Source organism: Micromonospora sp. NPDC049274 (assembly GCF_040678875.1).
Classification (GTDB): domain Bacteria; phylum Actinomycetota; class Actinomycetes; order Mycobacteriales; family Micromonosporaceae; genus Micromonospora.
Genome location: NZ_JBFAQS010000001.1, coordinates 699,644 through 715,158 on the forward strand (window position 1 = coordinate 699,644; position 15,515 = coordinate 715,158).

The 15,515-nt window shown below is 72.5% G+C and carries 15 protein-coding genes; all 15 read left to right on the top strand.

Annotated features, from left to right (window positions below):
* Positions 1-2 precede the first annotated feature (2 nt).
* The 15 genes from AB0K10_RS03200 (at position 3) to rplS (ending at position 15,402) form a co-directional block, all read left to right on the top strand.
* Entirely contained in the window at positions 3-866 is an 864-nt protein-coding gene (locus AB0K10_RS03200; protein ID WP_363679428.1) for an aminoglycoside phosphotransferase family protein, read from the top strand.
* Positions 867-1,141: 275 nt separating this feature from the next.
* A complete protein-coding gene (locus tag AB0K10_RS03205; protein WP_363679430.1) occupies positions 1,142-2,554 on the top strand; it encodes an ammonium transporter in 1,413 nt (470 codons plus the stop codon).
* 25 nt (positions 2,555-2,579) lie between these two features.
* A complete protein-coding gene (locus AB0K10_RS03210) occupies positions 2,580-2,918 on the top strand; it encodes a P-II family nitrogen regulator (protein WP_007456507.1) in 339 nt (112 codons plus the stop codon).
* Between the two features lie 16 nt (positions 2,919-2,934).
* Positions 2,935-5,211: a [protein-PII] uridylyltransferase gene (locus AB0K10_RS03215; RefSeq protein WP_363679432.1), complete on the top strand. Its 2,277-nt coding sequence runs from the start codon at positions 2,935-2,937 to the stop codon at positions 5,209-5,211.
* 83 nt (positions 5,212-5,294) lie between these two features.
* On the top strand, positions 5,295-6,461 hold the full coding sequence (locus tag AB0K10_RS03220) for a sensor histidine kinase (RefSeq protein ID WP_363679434.1): 1,167 nt from the start codon (positions 5,295-5,297) through the stop codon (positions 6,459-6,461).
* A complete protein-coding gene (locus AB0K10_RS03225) occupies positions 6,458-7,114 on the top strand; it encodes a response regulator transcription factor (RefSeq protein ID WP_363679436.1) in 657 nt (218 codons plus the stop codon). Before AB0K10_RS03220 ends, AB0K10_RS03225 begins: the two co-directional genes overlap by 4 nt.
* Before the next feature lie 126 nt (positions 7,115-7,240).
* On the top strand, positions 7,241-8,800 hold the full coding sequence (ffh, locus tag AB0K10_RS03230) for a signal recognition particle protein (RefSeq protein WP_363679438.1): 1,560 nt from the start codon (positions 7,241-7,243) through the stop codon (positions 8,798-8,800).
* A gap of 106 nt (positions 8,801-8,906) precedes the next feature.
* On the top strand, positions 8,907-9,986 hold the full coding sequence (locus AB0K10_RS03235; RefSeq protein ID WP_363679440.1) for an amidohydrolase family protein: 1,080 nt from the start codon (positions 8,907-8,909) through the stop codon (positions 9,984-9,986).
* A 561-nt stretch (positions 9,987-10,547) separates the two neighbouring features.
* On the top strand, positions 10,548-11,954 hold the full coding sequence (gene proS, locus AB0K10_RS03240) for a proline--tRNA ligase (protein WP_363679442.1): 1,407 nt from the start codon (positions 10,548-10,550) through the stop codon (positions 11,952-11,954).
* A gap of 1 nt (position 11,955) precedes the next feature.
* Positions 11,956-12,612, top strand: a complete 657-nt coding sequence (locus AB0K10_RS03245) for a DUF402 domain-containing protein (RefSeq protein ID WP_363679444.1) — start codon at positions 11,956-11,958, stop codon at positions 12,610-12,612.
* A gap of 230 nt (positions 12,613-12,842) precedes the next feature.
* Positions 12,843-13,328, top strand: a complete 486-nt coding sequence (rpsP, locus tag AB0K10_RS03250) for a 30S ribosomal protein S16 (RefSeq protein ID WP_344353339.1) — start codon at positions 12,843-12,845, stop codon at positions 13,326-13,328.
* A complete protein-coding gene (locus AB0K10_RS03255; protein WP_172862164.1) occupies positions 13,303-13,563 on the top strand; it encodes an RNA-binding protein in 261 nt (86 codons plus the stop codon). The genes rpsP and AB0K10_RS03255 overlap by 26 nt, the downstream gene beginning before the upstream one ends.
* The gene (gene rimM, locus AB0K10_RS03260; RefSeq protein ID WP_363679447.1) at positions 13,563-14,117 is read left to right on the top strand and encodes a ribosome maturation factor RimM; all 555 of its coding nucleotides are present in this window, start codon (positions 13,563-13,565) and stop codon (positions 14,115-14,117) included. Before AB0K10_RS03255 ends, rimM begins: the two co-directional genes overlap by 1 nt.
* An 11-nt stretch (positions 14,118-14,128) precedes the next feature.
* Entirely contained in the window at positions 14,129-14,902 is a 774-nt protein-coding gene (gene trmD, locus AB0K10_RS03265; RefSeq protein ID WP_358155257.1) for a tRNA (guanosine(37)-N1)-methyltransferase TrmD, read from the top strand.
* A gap of 143 nt (positions 14,903-15,045) precedes the next feature.
* Complete coding sequence (rplS, locus tag AB0K10_RS03270) at positions 15,046-15,402, top strand: 50S ribosomal protein L19 (RefSeq protein ID WP_007456548.1); 357 nt, start codon at positions 15,046-15,048, stop codon at positions 15,400-15,402.
* Positions 15,403-15,515 lie beyond the last annotated feature (113 nt).

Below are 15,515 nucleotides of genomic sequence, written 5' to 3' on the forward strand. Positions count from 1 at the left end.
GGGTGACCACTGACGATCGCGCGTACACGGGCTGGCGCGACCCCGGCCACCCCTCGCAGCGCCTCGGGAGACCGTACGTGACTTCGCAGGAGATCCCGCTGCACGGCGGCAACGTGAGCACCGTGGTCCGGGTCGGTGACACGGTCCGTCGTAACGCCGGCCCGTGGACCCCTTCCGTGCACGCTCTGCTGCGGCACCTGGAGTACGTCGGGTTCACCGGCGCTCCCCGGGCGCTCGGGATGGACGAGCGCAACCGCGAGGTGCTGTCGTACCTGGAGGGGGAGTGCGGGGAGTACCCGCTCGCCCCGCACTGGGTGACCGACGAGGCGCTGGTCACCGTCGCCACCATGCTGCGGATGTTCCACGACGCGCAGTACGGCTTCGCCCCGCCGCCGAATGCGGTCTGGCGCTCGTTCGGGCCTCCGCCGCCGGACACCGAGGTGATCTGCCACCACGACGCCGCGCCGCACAACGTGATCTGGCGGCCGGACGGCACCCTCGGGCTGATCGACTTCGACCTCGCCTCGCCCGGCGCCCGGATCTACGACGTGGCGTACGCCGCGTGGACGTGGGTGCCGATCTTCGCCGACCGGGACTCGATCACGCTGGGCTGGAAGCGTCCGGACCGGCCGCGCCGGCTGCGGCTCTTCGCCGACGCGTACGGGCTGATCCCGCGGGACCGGCACCGGCTGATCCGCACCATCCGCAAGCGGATCGTGGACCACGTCGAGGGCATCCGCCGGATGGCCGCGGCCGGTGAGCCGGCGTTCGTGCGGATCGTGCACAAGGGGCACCTGCGGCGGCCGATGCGCGATCTGCGGCTGCTCGACTACGAGCGGCACGCGCTGGAGAACGCCCTCCGCTGAGCGCCGATCGGTCGATGCTCGGCCGGGCCCCTCACGCGCACCGGTCGATGCCGCTGGCCGGTCAGTCATCGACGTTCGCCGTCCGGTCGATCCACGATCGTCCATGCTGATGACTGTGCGGAGTTCGTGACACGTCCGAAACAACTGGTCACGAAACGGAAACCCGCACGGGACCCTGGGTGAAACAGCCGGCCGCGAGGCTTCCGCGCAACCGGCCTACGGGCGACGCTGCCCCGGAAAGCCGCGAAGGAGGACTTCACCTTTAGGAGGCCAGCGTGCCTGAAGCACCGACGATCGACGGCGCCAATACCACATGGCTGCTGGTTTCGACCGCGCTCGTGCTGCTCATGACCCCCGGACTGGCGCTGTTCTACGGCGGCCTCAACCGGGCCAAGGGCGTACTCAACATGATGATGATGAGCTTCTCGGCAATCGGGCTCATCTCTGTTCTGTGGTGGTTCTACGGCTTCAGCGTCGCCTTCGGCACCGATCAGAACGGCATCATCGGTGACCCGGGCGCGTACCTCGGCACCAAGACGTTCCTCGCCGAGACCGACCTGTGGGGCGCCACGACGGAAAACCCCAGCGGCATCGGGATTCCGCTCTACGTGTTCATGGCCTTCCAGATGGTCTTCGCGGTGATCACCGTCGCGCTGATCAGCGGCGCCATCGCCGACCGGGCCAAGTTCGCCGGTTGGCTGCTGTTCGCGTTCGGCTGGGCCACCCTGGTCTACTTCCCGGTCGCCCACTGGGTGTGGGGCGGCGGCTTCATCGGCGCCGACATCCACGCGCTGGACTTCGCAGGTGGCACCGCGGTGCACATCAACGCCGGTGCGGCGGCCCTGGCCGTGGCGCTGGTGCTCGGCAAGCGGCTCGGCTGGCCCCGCGAGGGCATGAAGCCGCACAACATCCCGCTGGTCGCGCTCGGCGCCGGCCTGCTGTGGTTCGGGTGGTTCGGGTTCAACGCCGGCTCGGAGCTGACCGTCGACTCGGTCGCCGGTCTCGCCTTCATCAACACCCAGCTCGCCACCGCCGCCGCGGTGCTCGGCTGGATCGCGGTCGAGTGGTTCAAGGACCGCAAGCCGACAATGGTCGGCGCGTCCTCCGGCGCGGTAGCCGGTCTGGTCGCGATCACCCCGGCCTGTGGTTTCATCGCCCCGTGGGCGTCCGTGCTGCTCGGCATCGTCGCCGGGGTCGTGTGCGCGCTCGCGGTAAGCCTCAAGTACCGGCTCGGCTACGACGACTCCCTCGACGTGGTCGGCGTGCACTTCGTCGGCGGCTGGATCGGCTCGCTCTGGCTCGGCCTGTTCGCCACCAACTCGGTGAACGCCGCGATCAGCGACGTGGTGGGCGGCTCCGACGGCCTGTTCTACGGCGGCGGGGCGACCCAGCTCGGTCGGCAGGCCCTCGCCGGCCTGATCGTCACCGCCTGGTCGTTCGGTATCGCCTGGGTGCTCGCCTTCGTCATCGAGAAGACGATCGGCTTCCGCGTCAAGGGTGAGGCCGAGGTCGAGGGCATCGACATCGCCGAGCACGCCGAGAGCAGCTACGACCTGTCCCCGGCCGGCGGCGGCACGGGCGGCGCGTTCGCGATGGCCGGCATCGGCACCCCCGGTGGTGGCACGCCGAGCAGTGCCACGCCGGAGGCCGAGCCCACCGAGCCGGTCAGCGCCAAGGTCGCCGGTTAACGTTCCTGGGATGGAGGGGTTGGACATGAAGCTGGTGACCGCGGTCATCAAGCCGTACCAGCTGGACGCGGTGAAGGAGGCTCTGCACGCCCTGGGCGTCGCCGGGCTGACCGTCAGCGAGGTCCAGGGGTACGGACGGCAGAAGGGGCACACCGAGGTCTACCGGGGTGCCGAGTACACGGTCGAGTTCCTGCCCAAGATCCGGGTCGAGGTGCTCACCGACGAGATCGACGTGGAAAAGATCGTGGACGCCATCGTCGGCGCCGCCCGTACGGGCAAGATCGGCGACGGCAAGGTGTGGGTCACGGGTGTCGAGGAGGTCGTCCGGGTGCGTACCGGCGAGCGCGGCCTCGACGCCCTCTGATCCGGGCCACGACGACATGACCTCGTTGATCAAGAAGGACGCGTCAGGGCACGCCGGTGACGGCGACGCGAACCTCTTGATCAACGAGGTCGTCGGCGTACCCGGGGGGATCGGGGAGGCCGCCCGCCGGGCGCGGGCGGCCGCGTACGACGAATTTCTGCGCGGCCTGCTGCCGGCGCGCGACGGGGTCGCGCTGATGGCGGTCGGGGGGTTGGGGCGGCGGCAGTGCGCCCCCTACGGCGACCTCGACCTGGTGCTGCTGCACGCCGGGGTGCCCGGCACGGACGAGTTGGCGGCCTCGGTCTGGTACCCGATCTGGGACGCCGGCCTGCGCCTGGACCACTCGGTGCGGACCGTCTCCGAGGCTCTGTCGGTGGCCCAGGACGACGTCAAGGTCGCCCTCGGGCTGCTCGACGCCCGCCTGGTGGTCGGCGACCAGGCGCTCGCGGACGCCCTGATCCGCACCGCCGCCGACCACTGGCGGCGTACCGCCGTCCGGCAGCTGCCGGGCCTGCGGGAGGTCACCGTCGCCCGCTGGCAGGCACACGGCGAACTGGCCTTCCTCCTCGAAGGTGACCTGAAGGAGGCCGCCGGCGGGCTGCGCGACGTGGGACTGCTGCGCGCGATCTCCGCAGCCGGCATCACCGACGCGCTGCGCCCCGCCGTCCGCGCCGCCCACCTGCGCCTGCTGGACACTCGCGACGCCCTGCACCAGCAGGTCGGTCGCCGGGTCGACCGGCTGGTCGCCCAGGAACGCGAGGGTGTCGCCGCGCTGCTCGGCGTGGAGGACGGCGACGCACTCCTCCGTCGGGTGGCCGGGGACGCGCGCACGGTCAGCCACGCCCTCGATGACGCCTTCCGCGCCGCCGACCGGCTGCGCTCCGGCCGATCCCGGGGCGGGAACGGCCCTCCCGTGCGCCGGCCCGTGGCCCGGGACGTGGTCGAACACGACGGAGAGCTGGTGCTGGCCCGTACGGCGATCGGCGCCCGCCCCGACCCGAGCCTGTCGCTGCGGGTGGCCGCCGCGGCGGCCACGACCCGGCTGCCGATCGCCCGGGCCACCTGCGAGTGGCTGGCGGCGTACTGCCCGCCGCTGCCCGCGCCCTGGCCGGCCGAGGCCCGGGCCGCGCTGACCACGCTGCTCGGCGCCGGTCCCGGCCTGGTCCCGGCCTGGGAGACCTGCGACCGGTACGGGCTGGTGGACGGCTGGCTGCCCGAGTGGACCAGGCTGCGCAGCCTGCCCCAGCACAACCCGGTGCACCGCTACACCCTGGACCGGCATCTCGTGCAGGCCGCCCACGAGGCCAGCCGGCACGCCCGCGAGGTGGACCGCCCCGACCTGCTGCTGCTCGGCGCTCTGCTGCACGACATCGGCAAGGGCCTGCCCGGTGACCACAGCACCGTCGGGGTGCCGCTGGCCGAGACGGTGGCGACCCGGGTCGGGCTGCCCGCCCCTGAGGTCGAGCTGATCGGCACGCTGGTCCGGCTGCACCTGCTGCTGCCCGACGTGGCCACCCGCAGGGACCTCGGCGACCCGGTCACCATCGCGTCGGTCGCCGAGGCGGTGGGCGACACCGGCACCCTCGACCTGCTGCACGCGCTGGTCCGGGCGGACGCCGCGGCCACCGGACCGGCCGCCTGGTCGGACTGGAAGGGCCGGCTGGTCGCCGAGCTTGTCGCCCGCGTCCGCACCGCCCTGGACACCGGCGTGCTGCCCGAGCCACCCGCCCCGGATCCGGCGCTGCTGGCCGGCCCGTTGCCTGTCGTCCACCTGACCGGGGACCGGGTGGCGGTGGCCGCCGCCGACCGACGGGGCCTGCTCGCCACGGTGGCCGGATGCCTGGCCCTGCACCGACTGGAGGTGCTCTCCGCGGACGCCTCCGTGGTCGACGGCCGAGCCCTGGTCGAGTGCCGGGTGCAACCCCGCTACGGCCTGCCGGCCGATCCGGTCCCGCTGCGCGCCGACCTCCGTCGCGCGGTCGCCGGCGACGTGTCCGTCACCCAACGGCTGCGCGGTCGAGCGCTCGCCGCCCGGGGCAGCGGTGCCGCCCCCCGGGTCGTCTGGCACCGCGAGGCCGCCACCGACGCCGTGCTGCTCGAACTTCGCGCGGCCGACGCCGCCGGGCTGCTCTACCGGGTCGCCTGCGCGCTCGACGAGGCGGGCGCCCTGGTCCGCGCGGCGCGCATCTCCACGCTGGGCGCCGACGTGGTCGACGCGTTCTACCTGGTGGGTGGCTGGCCGGACGACGCCACCCGGGCCCGCCTGGAGGCGGCCATCCTCGCCGCCGTCTGAGTGGGTGGTACGCCCGGGGGCGTACGGGCGGTGCCGCTCGTGGACGCACGTCAGAGGGCGTGGCCGCGGGCAGAATGACGGCCATGCGATGGAACGGGTGGCGGGCGTGGCCGGACGTGGCGGGTGACGCCGTGCTCGCCCTGGCGCTGCTCGGGTTCGGCCAACTCGCCAGCGGGCTCGCGGGGGCCAACCAGCCGGGGTCGAGGCCTGTGGACGCCGTCTGTCGGGTGCTGATCGCCGTCGCGGCGCTGGCGCTCGTCGGTCGGCGGCGCGCACCGGTCGCCGTCCTCGCCGTGGTCACCCTGGCCACCACGACGTACCTGGTGCTCGGCTATCCGTACGGGCCGATCCTGCTCACGTTCCTGGTCGCGGTGTTCACCGTGGCCCTGCGGCTGCCGGTGCGCCCGGCGGCGCTCGCCACCGTCGGCGCGTTCGTGGTGCTGCTGGCGCACGTCTTCTGGTCCCGAGGCCCGGCGCCGGGCTGGACCGGAGTGCTCCCCGCGTCGGCCTGGGCTGTCGTACCGTTCGCTGCGGGCGTGGTGGTGCGGGTCAACCGCGAGGCCGCCGCTCGCAGCCGCGCCGAGCAGGCACGTGATCGTGTCGCGCAGGCCCGGCGGCAGGCCGACGAGGAGCGGCTGCGCATCGCACAGGAGGTGCACGACGTGGTGGGGCACGGGTTGGCCGCGATCAGCATGCAGGCGGAGATCGCCCTGCATCTGCTGCCGAAACGGCCGGAGCAGGCGGAGGTCGCGCTGACCGCGATCGGTCGCACCAGCCGGGAGGCGCTCGACGAGCTCCGGGTCACGTTGGGCGCGGTGCGCCGCGGCGCGGAACGCGAGCCGGTGCCGGGGCTGGCCCGGCTCCCGGCGCTGTGCGACCGGTTGGCCGGCGCCGGTCTCGCCGTCGACCTGCGCCACGACGGCGAGCCTCGGGAGTTGCCAGCGGCGGTGGACCTGGCCGCGTACCGGGTGGTGCAGGAGGCGTTGACCAACGTGCTGCGGCACGCCGGGGTGGCCCGCGCGGAGGTGACCGTCGGCTACCGGGCCGACGAGGTGACGGTGGAGGTCGCCGACCGTGGCGTCGGGGTCCCTGCCGGTTCGTTCGACGCGACCGACGAGGAGGGCGGGGGGCACGGCCTGGCCGGTATGCGGGAGCGGGTGGCCGCGCTGGGCGGGCGGCTGACGATCGGGCCGCGTCCGGACGGCGGGTTCCGCGTCCTGGCCCGGCTGCCCGTGGAGCCGCCCGCGTGATCCGGGTGCTGATCGCCGACGACCAGGACCTGGTCCGCCTCGGTCTGCGCGCGCTTGTGGAGAGCGAGGACGACCTGGCGCTCGCCGGTGAGGCTGCCGACGGGCTGCGAGCCGTGGAGCTGGCCCGCCAGATTCGGCCGGACGTGGTGCTGATGGACATCCGGATGCCCGGTATCGACGGGATCGAGGCGACGCGCCGGATCGTCGCCGATCCCGACCTGACCGGTACGCGGGTGGTGGTGCTCACCACCTTCGAGCTGGACGAGTACGTCTTCGACGCGCTGCGGCACGGCGCGAGCGGGTTCCTCACCAAGGACACCCGGCCGCCGGAGCTGCTGCGCGCCATCCGGCTGGTCGCCGAGGGGGAGGCGCTGCTGTCGCCGTCGGTGACCCGGCGGGTGGTGCGGGAGTTCGCCACCAGGCCGTCGCGGGCGCCCCGGCCGCACCCGCGGCTGGACACCCTCACCGATCGGGAGCGTCAGGTTGTCGGCCTGGTCGGTGAGGGCCTGAACAACGAGGAGATCGCCGCCCGGTTGGTGGTCAGCCCGGCGACCGCGCGGACCCACGTCAGCCGGGCGATGGGCAAGCTGGGAGCCCGGGACCGGGCCCAGCTCGTGGTTTTCGCGTACCAGTCGGGTCTGGTCGTGGAATAAGGCCCGGGAAGCGGGCCGGGCCGGGCGAGAGCGGCCCTGCGGCTGGGCGGTTACCCTAGCGGTGGTCGGACTCCGCAGTGCCGGCCGCGTTGTGCCCGCCGGAACACTGACAAACGGGATGTTCGCGTGTTTGACACCTTGAGTGACCGCCTGTCCGGGATCTTCACCAAGCTCCGCGGCAAGGGGCGGCTCACCGACGCCGACATCGACGCCACCGCGCGCGAGATCCGCCTCGCGCTGCTGGAGGCGGACGTCGCGCTGCCGGTGGTCAAGGGCTTCATCGCGGCCGTCAAGGAGCGGGCCCGCAGCTCCGAGGTCTCCCAGGCGCTCAACCCCGCCCAGCAGATCATCAAGATCGTCAACGAAGAGCTGATCAACGTCCTCGGCGGTGAGGGCCGGCGGCTCCAGTTCGCCAAGCAGCCGCCGACCGTGATCATGCTGGCCGGTCTCCAGGGTTCCGGTAAGACCACCCTGGCCGGCAAGCTGGCCCGCTGGCTCAAGGGTCAGGGACACCAGCCGCTGCTGGTCGCCGCCGACCTCCAGCGCCCCAACGCCGTCGGGCAGCTCCAGGTGCTCGGTGGTCGGGCCGGCGTCGAGGTGTACGCCCCGGAGCCCGGCAACGGCACCGGCGACCCGGTGCAGGTGGCCCGCGCCTCGATCGAGCACGCGAAGCGCGCCGCCCGCGACATCGTCATCGTCGACACCGCCGGCCGCCTCGGCATCGACGCCGAGATGATGCAGCAGGCCGCCGACATCCGCGACGCCGTCAACCCGGACGAGGTCATCTTCGTCATCGACGCGATGGTCGGTCAGGACGCCGTCCGCACGGCCGAGGCGTTCCGCGACGGCGTCGGCATCACCGGCGTGGTGCTCTCCAAGCTCGACGGCGACGCCCGTGGTGGCGCCGCGCTCTCCGTGCGCGAGGTGACCGGGCAGCCGATCCTGTTCGCGTCCACCGGTGAGAAGTTGGAGGACTTCGACGTCTTCCACCCCGACCGGATGGCCAGCCGGATCCTCGGCATGGGCGACGTCCTCACTCTGATCGAGCAGGCCGAGCAGGCCTTCGACTCCGATCAGAAGGAGAAGATGACCGCCAAGCTGATGGGCGGCGAGCAGTTCACGCTTGACGACTTCCTCGATCAGCTCATCGCGGTGCGGCGGATGGGTCCGATCGCCAACGTGCTGGCCATGATGCCGGGCATGGGGCAGATGAAGGACCAGCTCGCCGAGCTGGACGACAGCCACTTCGACAGGGTCACCGCGATCATCCGGTCGATGACCCCGGGCGAGCGCACCAACCCGAAGATCATCAACGGTTCCCGCCGGGCGCGCATCGCCAACGGCTCCGGTGTCACAGTGATGGACGTCAACCAGCTGCTCAACCGCTTCGCCGACGCGCAGAAGATGATGAAGCAGATGGGCGGCATGATGGGCCTGCCCGGCGGCGGCCGGCGCAAGGCGACCAAGTCCCCGAAGAACAAGCGCAAGGGCACCAAGGGCGGCGGTCGTCCGCGTACGGGCGCCGGCGCCGGCCTTCCGGGCGGGTTCCCAGGTGGCATGCCGCAGCTCCCGCCGGGAATGGACCCGAACGACCTCGCTGGCGGCCAGGGCCTGCCGCCCGGCTTCAAGCTTCCGAAGATCGACTTCAACAAGCTCGGCAAGGGCGGCGACAAGGGCCCGCGCTGACGCGTGTCGGTGACGGTGGGCGACGTGCTCGTTGCTTAGGGTCATGTCGCGCCGCCGACAGGAGGTCCTCGAACGGGCGAAGAGGTGATCGGGTAGGACTGTGCGCATGGCTCTTCATGTGCGCGGTGTGCTGCTCCCCGACGACGAGGTCCGGGATCTCTGGCTGGTCGGCGACCGGGTGACCTTCACCCCCGTGGCCGGCGCGGAGACCGTCGTGGACGGCGGCTACGTGCTGCCGGGGCTTGTCGACGCGCACTGCCACATCGGCATCGCCCGCGGTGGCGCCCCGATCACCTCGCTCGACCAGGCCCGCGAGCTGGCCCACGTCGACCGGGACGCCGGGGTGCTGGCGATCCGCGACGCCGGCTCGCCGTACCCGTACCCCGAATTGGACGACGAACCGGACCTGCCGCGACTGGCTCGCGCCGGCCGGCACGTCGCGCCCCCGAAGCGCTACCTGCGCGATATCGGGGTCGAGGTCGGCGCGGCCGAGGTGGCCGCGACGGTGGCCGCGCAGGCGCGGGCCGGCAACGGCTGGGTCAAGCTGGTCGGCGACTGGATCGACCGGGGCGTGGGCGACCTCGCGCCGGCCTGGGACGCCGACACCCTCACCGCCGCCGTGCGGGCGGCGCACGACGCCGGGGTACGCGCCGCGGTGCACACCTTCTCCGAGTCGGCCGTCGAGATCATGGTGCGCGCCGGGGTGGACTCGGTGGAACACGGCACCGGCCTGAGTCTCGACCTGATCGACGAGATGGCTCGCCAGGGCACCGCGCTGGTCCCCACGATGATCAACATCGCGACCTTCGGGGGCATCGCCGAGCAGGCGCGCGCCAAGTTTCCCGGGTACGCCGAGCACATGCTCGCGCTGCGCGACCGTTTTCCCGAGGTGGTGCGGGCCGCGCACGAGGCGGGCGTACCGATCTACGTGGGCACCGACGCCGGTGGTGGCATCGACCACGGGCTGGCTGCCGAGGAGATGCTGCTGCTGCACGACCGGGCCGGCATGACGCCGATCGACGTGCTCGCCGCCGCCTCCTGGGGCGCCCGCGAATGGCTCGGCTTCCCGGGCCTGGTCGAGGGCGGCCTCGCCGACCTGACCGTCTACCCCGAGGACCCCCGCCACGACCTGCGCGTCGTCCGTGCCCCGTCCCGCACGATCCTGCGCGGTCGCGTCGTCCGCTGATCCTCAGGAGTGGCGCGCCGCGCCGGGTCGGGTCACGCCGCGCCGCGCCGCGCCGCGTCGGGTCGCGCCGCGCCGGGTCGGGTCACGCCGCGCCGCGCCGCGCCGCGTCGGGTCGCGCCGCGTCGGGTCGCGCCGCGTCGGGTCGCGCCGCGCCGGGTCGGGTCGCGCCGCGCCGGGTCGGGTCACGCCGCGCCGGGTCGGGTCACGCCGCGCCGGGTCGGGTCACGCCGCGCCGTGTGCGGCGCAAGATCGCGCCCGAACCAGGATGTAGTGGCCTCGGCATCGAGGGGAGACCACTACATCCAGGATCGAGCACGATCGTGATGGGCGGCGAGACCAACGGCGGGCCAATCAGGAAGATCCGCGCAACATCGGGGATGTTGCTGCCTCCCGCGCGCCCGAGGCAGCAACATCCGGGAAGTTGCGCGGATCTTGGTGCGGGGTGCGGGGTGCGGGGTGCGGGGTGCGGGGTGCGGGGTGAGCGCTGCCCGGAGGGCGCGTTGCGCGGCGTGGCGACTCCCGGGCGCGGGGCGCCCCGCGTGGCGCATAGGATGTGCGGTCATGGCACGCGTGCTCACTCCCCGTGCGGAGGATTTCCCCCGCTGGTACCAGGACCTGATCGCCAAGGCGAAGCTGGCCGACAACGGCCCAGTCCGCGGCACCATGGTCATCCGTCCGGCCGGCTACGCCATCTGGGAGCGCATGCAGCTCGAGATGGATGCCCGGATCAAGGCCGCCGGGGCGGAGAACGCGTACTTCCCGCTGTTCATCCCGGAGAGCTACCTCAAGCGTGAGGCCCAGCACGTCGAGGGCTTCTCGCCGGAGCTGGCGGTCGTCACCCACGGTGGTGGCAAGCCGCTCGCCGAGCCGGTGGTGGTGCGCCCCACCAGCGAGACGGTGATCGGCGAGTTCATGGCCAAGTGGATCGACTCGTACCGGGACCTGCCGCTGCTGCTCAACCAGTGGGCGAACGTGGTCCGGTGGGAGCTGCGTCCGCGGATCTTCCTGCGCACCAGCGAGTTCCTCTGGCAGGAGGGGCACACCGCGCACGCCACCCGCGAGGACGCCCGCGCCTACGCGCGGCGGATCCTGCACGAGGCGTACGAGGATCTGATGGTCAACGTGCTCGGCATTCCGGTGGTGGTGGGCCTGAAGACGACCCGTGAGCGCTTCGCCGGGGCCACCGCCACGTACACCTGCGAAGGCATGATGGGCGACGGCAAGGCGCTGCAGTTGGGCACCAGCCACGAGCTGGGTCAGAACTTCGCCAAGGCGTTCGACATCAGCTACTCCGCCAAGGAGGGCGGTCGCGAGCACGCGTGGACGACCTCCTGGGGCACGTCGACCCGGATGCTCGGCGGTCTGATCATGGCCCACGGCGACGACAACGGCCTGCGGGTGCCGCCCAGGCTGGCCCCCATCCAGGCGTACATCATGATCGTCAAGGACGGCGAGGGCGTCGCGGAGGCGGCGGCCAAGCTGCGCGACGGCCTGCGCGACGCCGGTGTCCGGGTCGCGCTCGACGAGCGGACCGACACCGCGTTCGGCCGCCGGGCCGTCGACGCCGAGCTGCGCGGCTATCCGGTACGCGTGGAGGTCGGCCCCCGTGACCTGGCCGTCGGCAACGCGACTGTGGTCCGTCGTACCGACGGGTCGAAGTCGCCGACGCCGGTGGCCGACGTGGTCGGCGCGGTGCTGGCGGCGTTGGAGGCCGATCAGCAGGTGCTGCACGACCAGGCGCTCGCCCACCGGTTGTCGCGCACGGTCGAGGTGGCCACCCTGGCCGAGGCGATCGAGGCGGCCGCGACCGGCTGGGCGCGGGTGCCGTGGTCGGCTGTCGGCGTGGCCGGCGAGGCCGAGGCGAACGCTCAGGGCGTGACGGTGCGCTGCCTGCTGCGCGCCGACGGCTCGGTACCGGACTCGGAGGACGAGCCCGACCTGGTCGCCATCCTCGCCCGCGCCTACTGAGGTGACCGCCGACCGTTTCGAGTCAGGCCGGCTGATCCTGCACCGGAACGTGCGGCGGGGGCGGATCGGGTGGGTCCGGCCGGCGCGGGTCGTCCTCGACGACGAGCGGGGGCTGCTGCTATGGGTCGCGGAGGGCTCGCCGGTGGCGCACGAGGTGAACGAGGTCGGCCGGACCATGCGGGGGCTGCCGTTCGCCGACTGGATCACGCCTACTTACCAGCTCGCGCAGGGGCGCTGGAACGGGCCGCCGCTGTTGAAGTTCCTGCCCACCGGCGCGGCGCACTCCGTCTGGTGGTTCCGCGACGCGGCGGGCCGGTTCAGCCACTGGTACGTCAACCTGGAGGAGCCCGGCGTCCGCTGGGACGACGGACCGGTGGCCGGCGTCGACGTGATCGACCAGGACCTGGACGTGGTGGTCACCCCGGACCGCACCTGGCAGTGGAAGGACGAGGACGAGTTCGTCGAACGTCTCGCCTTCCCGGAGGACTACTGGGTGACCGACGAGAAGGCGGTCCGCGCCGAGGGGGAGCGGGTGATCGCGCTCGCCGAGGCGGGTGAGTTTCCGTTCGACGGCACCTGGTGCGATTTCACCCCGCCGGCGGAGTGGGACGTACCGGACGAACTTCCGCCCGGCTGGGCCCGTCCGCCGGTGCGCTGAGAGGTGTTCCGGGTCACCGGCGGCGCGGTGTCCGGGTCCGATGCGAGACATCGGCATCGGATCTGGCAGAATGGGTCGCTGGTATCCGGCGCGCGTCCGGCGCCCTCTAACCCGGGCACGTCGCTAGTCCACCGAGTAGTCTCCGGCCCAACCCCACGGGTCCGGTCGGCGCTCACCCACGCACACCGCCCATAGCGGGCTGGTGAGATCGCAACAGGAGCGAAACAACTGTGGCCGTAAAGATCCGGCTCCTGCGGATGGGCAAGATCCGCAACCCGCAGTACCGCATCGTCATTGCCGACTCGCGCACCAAGCGCGACGGCCGGGCGATCGAGTTCGTCGGGGTTTACCAGCCCAAGGAAGACCCCTCGATCATCGAGGTCAAGTCGGAGCGGGTCCAGTACTGGCTGTCCGTCGGCGCTCAGCCGAGCGAGGCGGTGCAGCGGCTGCTGGAGCTGACCGGTGACTGGCAGAAGTACAAGGGCCTGCCGGCCCCGCCGCCGCTGAAGGTCGCCCCCGAGCGGGCCGACCGCAAGGCGGCGTACGAGGCTGAGGCGAAGGCCGCCGCCGGTCTCGCCCCGGAGACCCCGGCCAAGCCGGCCAAGAAGGCCGCCAAGGCTGCCGAGGCTCCGGCCGAGGCCCCGAAGGCCGAGGCCGCTCCGGCGACCGAGGCTCCGGCCGAGACCCCCGCTGCCGACGCCGGTGAGCAGGCCTGACATGCCTCTGCGTCCGGCGTTGGAGCACCTGGTCAAGGGCATCGTCGATCACCCGGATGACGTCCGGGTCCGGATGGTCGATTCCCGTCGGGGCAAGCGGCTGGAAGTCCGCGTGCACCCCGAGGACCTCGGCACGGTGATCGGGCGGTCCGGCCGGACCGCCAAGGCACTGCGTCAGGTGATCGGCTCCATCGGCGGGCGCGGGGTACGCGTCGACATCGTCGACTCGTACTGATGCAGCTCGTCGTCGGAAGGATCGGCAAGCCGCACGGTGTCCGCGGTGAGGTCACCGTGGAAGTGCGGACCGACGAACCCGAAGCACGGTTCGCCCCCGGTGCGGTGCTGCGCACCGAGCCGGGGGCGACACCCCCTCCCACCACCGACGAGCCCGGGGTGCCGTTCCGGGTTCCCGCGAAGCTGACCATCGAGGAAGCCCGCTTCCACCAGGGTCGGGTGCTTATCGCTTTCGAGGGCATCCTGGACCGCAACACCGCCGAGGCGCTGCGCGGGACCCTGCTCGTGGTGGACAGCGCCGACGTGGCGCCTCCGGAGGACCCGGAGGAGTTCCACGACCACCAGTTGGTGGGTCTGGCCGTGGTCACCCCTGCCGGCGAGCAGCTCGGCGAGGTCGCCCGGATCGACCACGCGCCCTCGTCCGACCTGCTGGTGCTGCGGCGCCCCGAGGGGCGTACCGCGTTGATCCCGTTCGTCCGGGCGATCGTCCCGGAGGTCGACCTGGCCGGTGGACGCGTGATCGTCGACCCGCCGGCCGGACTGCTCGACCTTTAGGACCACCCCGCATGCGCGTCGACGTCGTGTCGATCTTTCCGGAGTACTTCGCCCCACTGGACCTGTCGCTGATCGGTCGTGCCCGGGCCAACGACGTACTCCAGCTCGCCGTGCACGACCTGCGGTCCTGGACCCACGATGTGCACCGCACGGTCGACGACACCCCCTACGGCGGCGGCCCGGGCATGGTGATGCGCCCCGAGCCGTGGGGCGCGGCGCTGGACGCCCTCGCCCCGGCCGAGGCCCCGCCACCCCGGCTGCTCGTGCCGTCCCCGGCGGGCGTCCCGTTCACCCAGGCCATGGCGCACGAGCTGGCCGCCGAGCCGCACCTGCTCTTCGCCTGCGGCAGGTACGAGGGGATCGACCAGCGGGTGTTGGCGCACGCCGCCACCCGGATGCCGGTCACCGAGGTGTCGCTCGGCGACTACGTCCTCTTCGGCGGCGAGGTCGCGGTGCTGGTGATCCTCGAGGCGGTCACCCGGCTGCTGCCCGGGGTGCTGGGCAACGCCGGCTCGCTGGACGAGGAGTCGCACGCGCACGGGCTGCTGGAGGCCCCGATCTACACGAAGCCGCCGAGCTGGCGCGGACACGACGTCCCGGAGGTGCTCCGCTCCGGCGACCACGGCAAGATCGCGCGCTGGCGGCGCGAGGAGGGGCTGCTGCGGACCGCGGCCCAGCGCCCGGACCTGCTGGCCGCGCTGCCGCCCGAGCGGCTCGACAAACGGGACATCGCGGCGCTGGAACGGGCCGGATTTCAGCCACCACCGGGGGATGTGGCAAAGTAGGGGGGTTGCCGCATCCGTCCGCGCCCGCGGGCGGCTGCGAGGATCCCCGACCGGGGTCGGTTCGCCGACCACCACCCGGGAATCAGAATCACCCACCCGCGCACCGAGTGACGGTGCGCCGTGAGCCTTACGAGGACGCAGCGATGAACATCCTGGACGCCCTTGACGCCCAGTCGAAGCGGACCGACCTTCCCGACTTCCGTGCCGGTGACACCGTCAAGGTGCACGCGCGGGTCGTCGAGGGCAACAGGTCCCGTGTCCAGATCTTCCAGGGCGTCGTGATCCGCCGCCAGGGTGACGGTCTGCGCGAGACCTTCTCGGTCCGCAAGGTCAGCTTCGGCGTCGGCGTCGAGCGGACCTACCCGCTCAACGGCCCGGGCATCGACCGGATCGAGATCGTGACCCGCGGTGACGTGCGTCGCGCCAAGCTCTACTACCTGCGCGAGCTGCGCGGCAAGAAGGCCAAGATCAAGGAGAAGCGGGAGAAGCAGCCCAGCTGACTTCCCGCTCGCCACGCCGCCTGAGCTGCGCGTATGCCGTACCGACCGGACCGCACTACCCTGGTCGTACGGGCGCAGCCAGGCGGCGACCCCGCCAATGTGGCGGGCAGCCG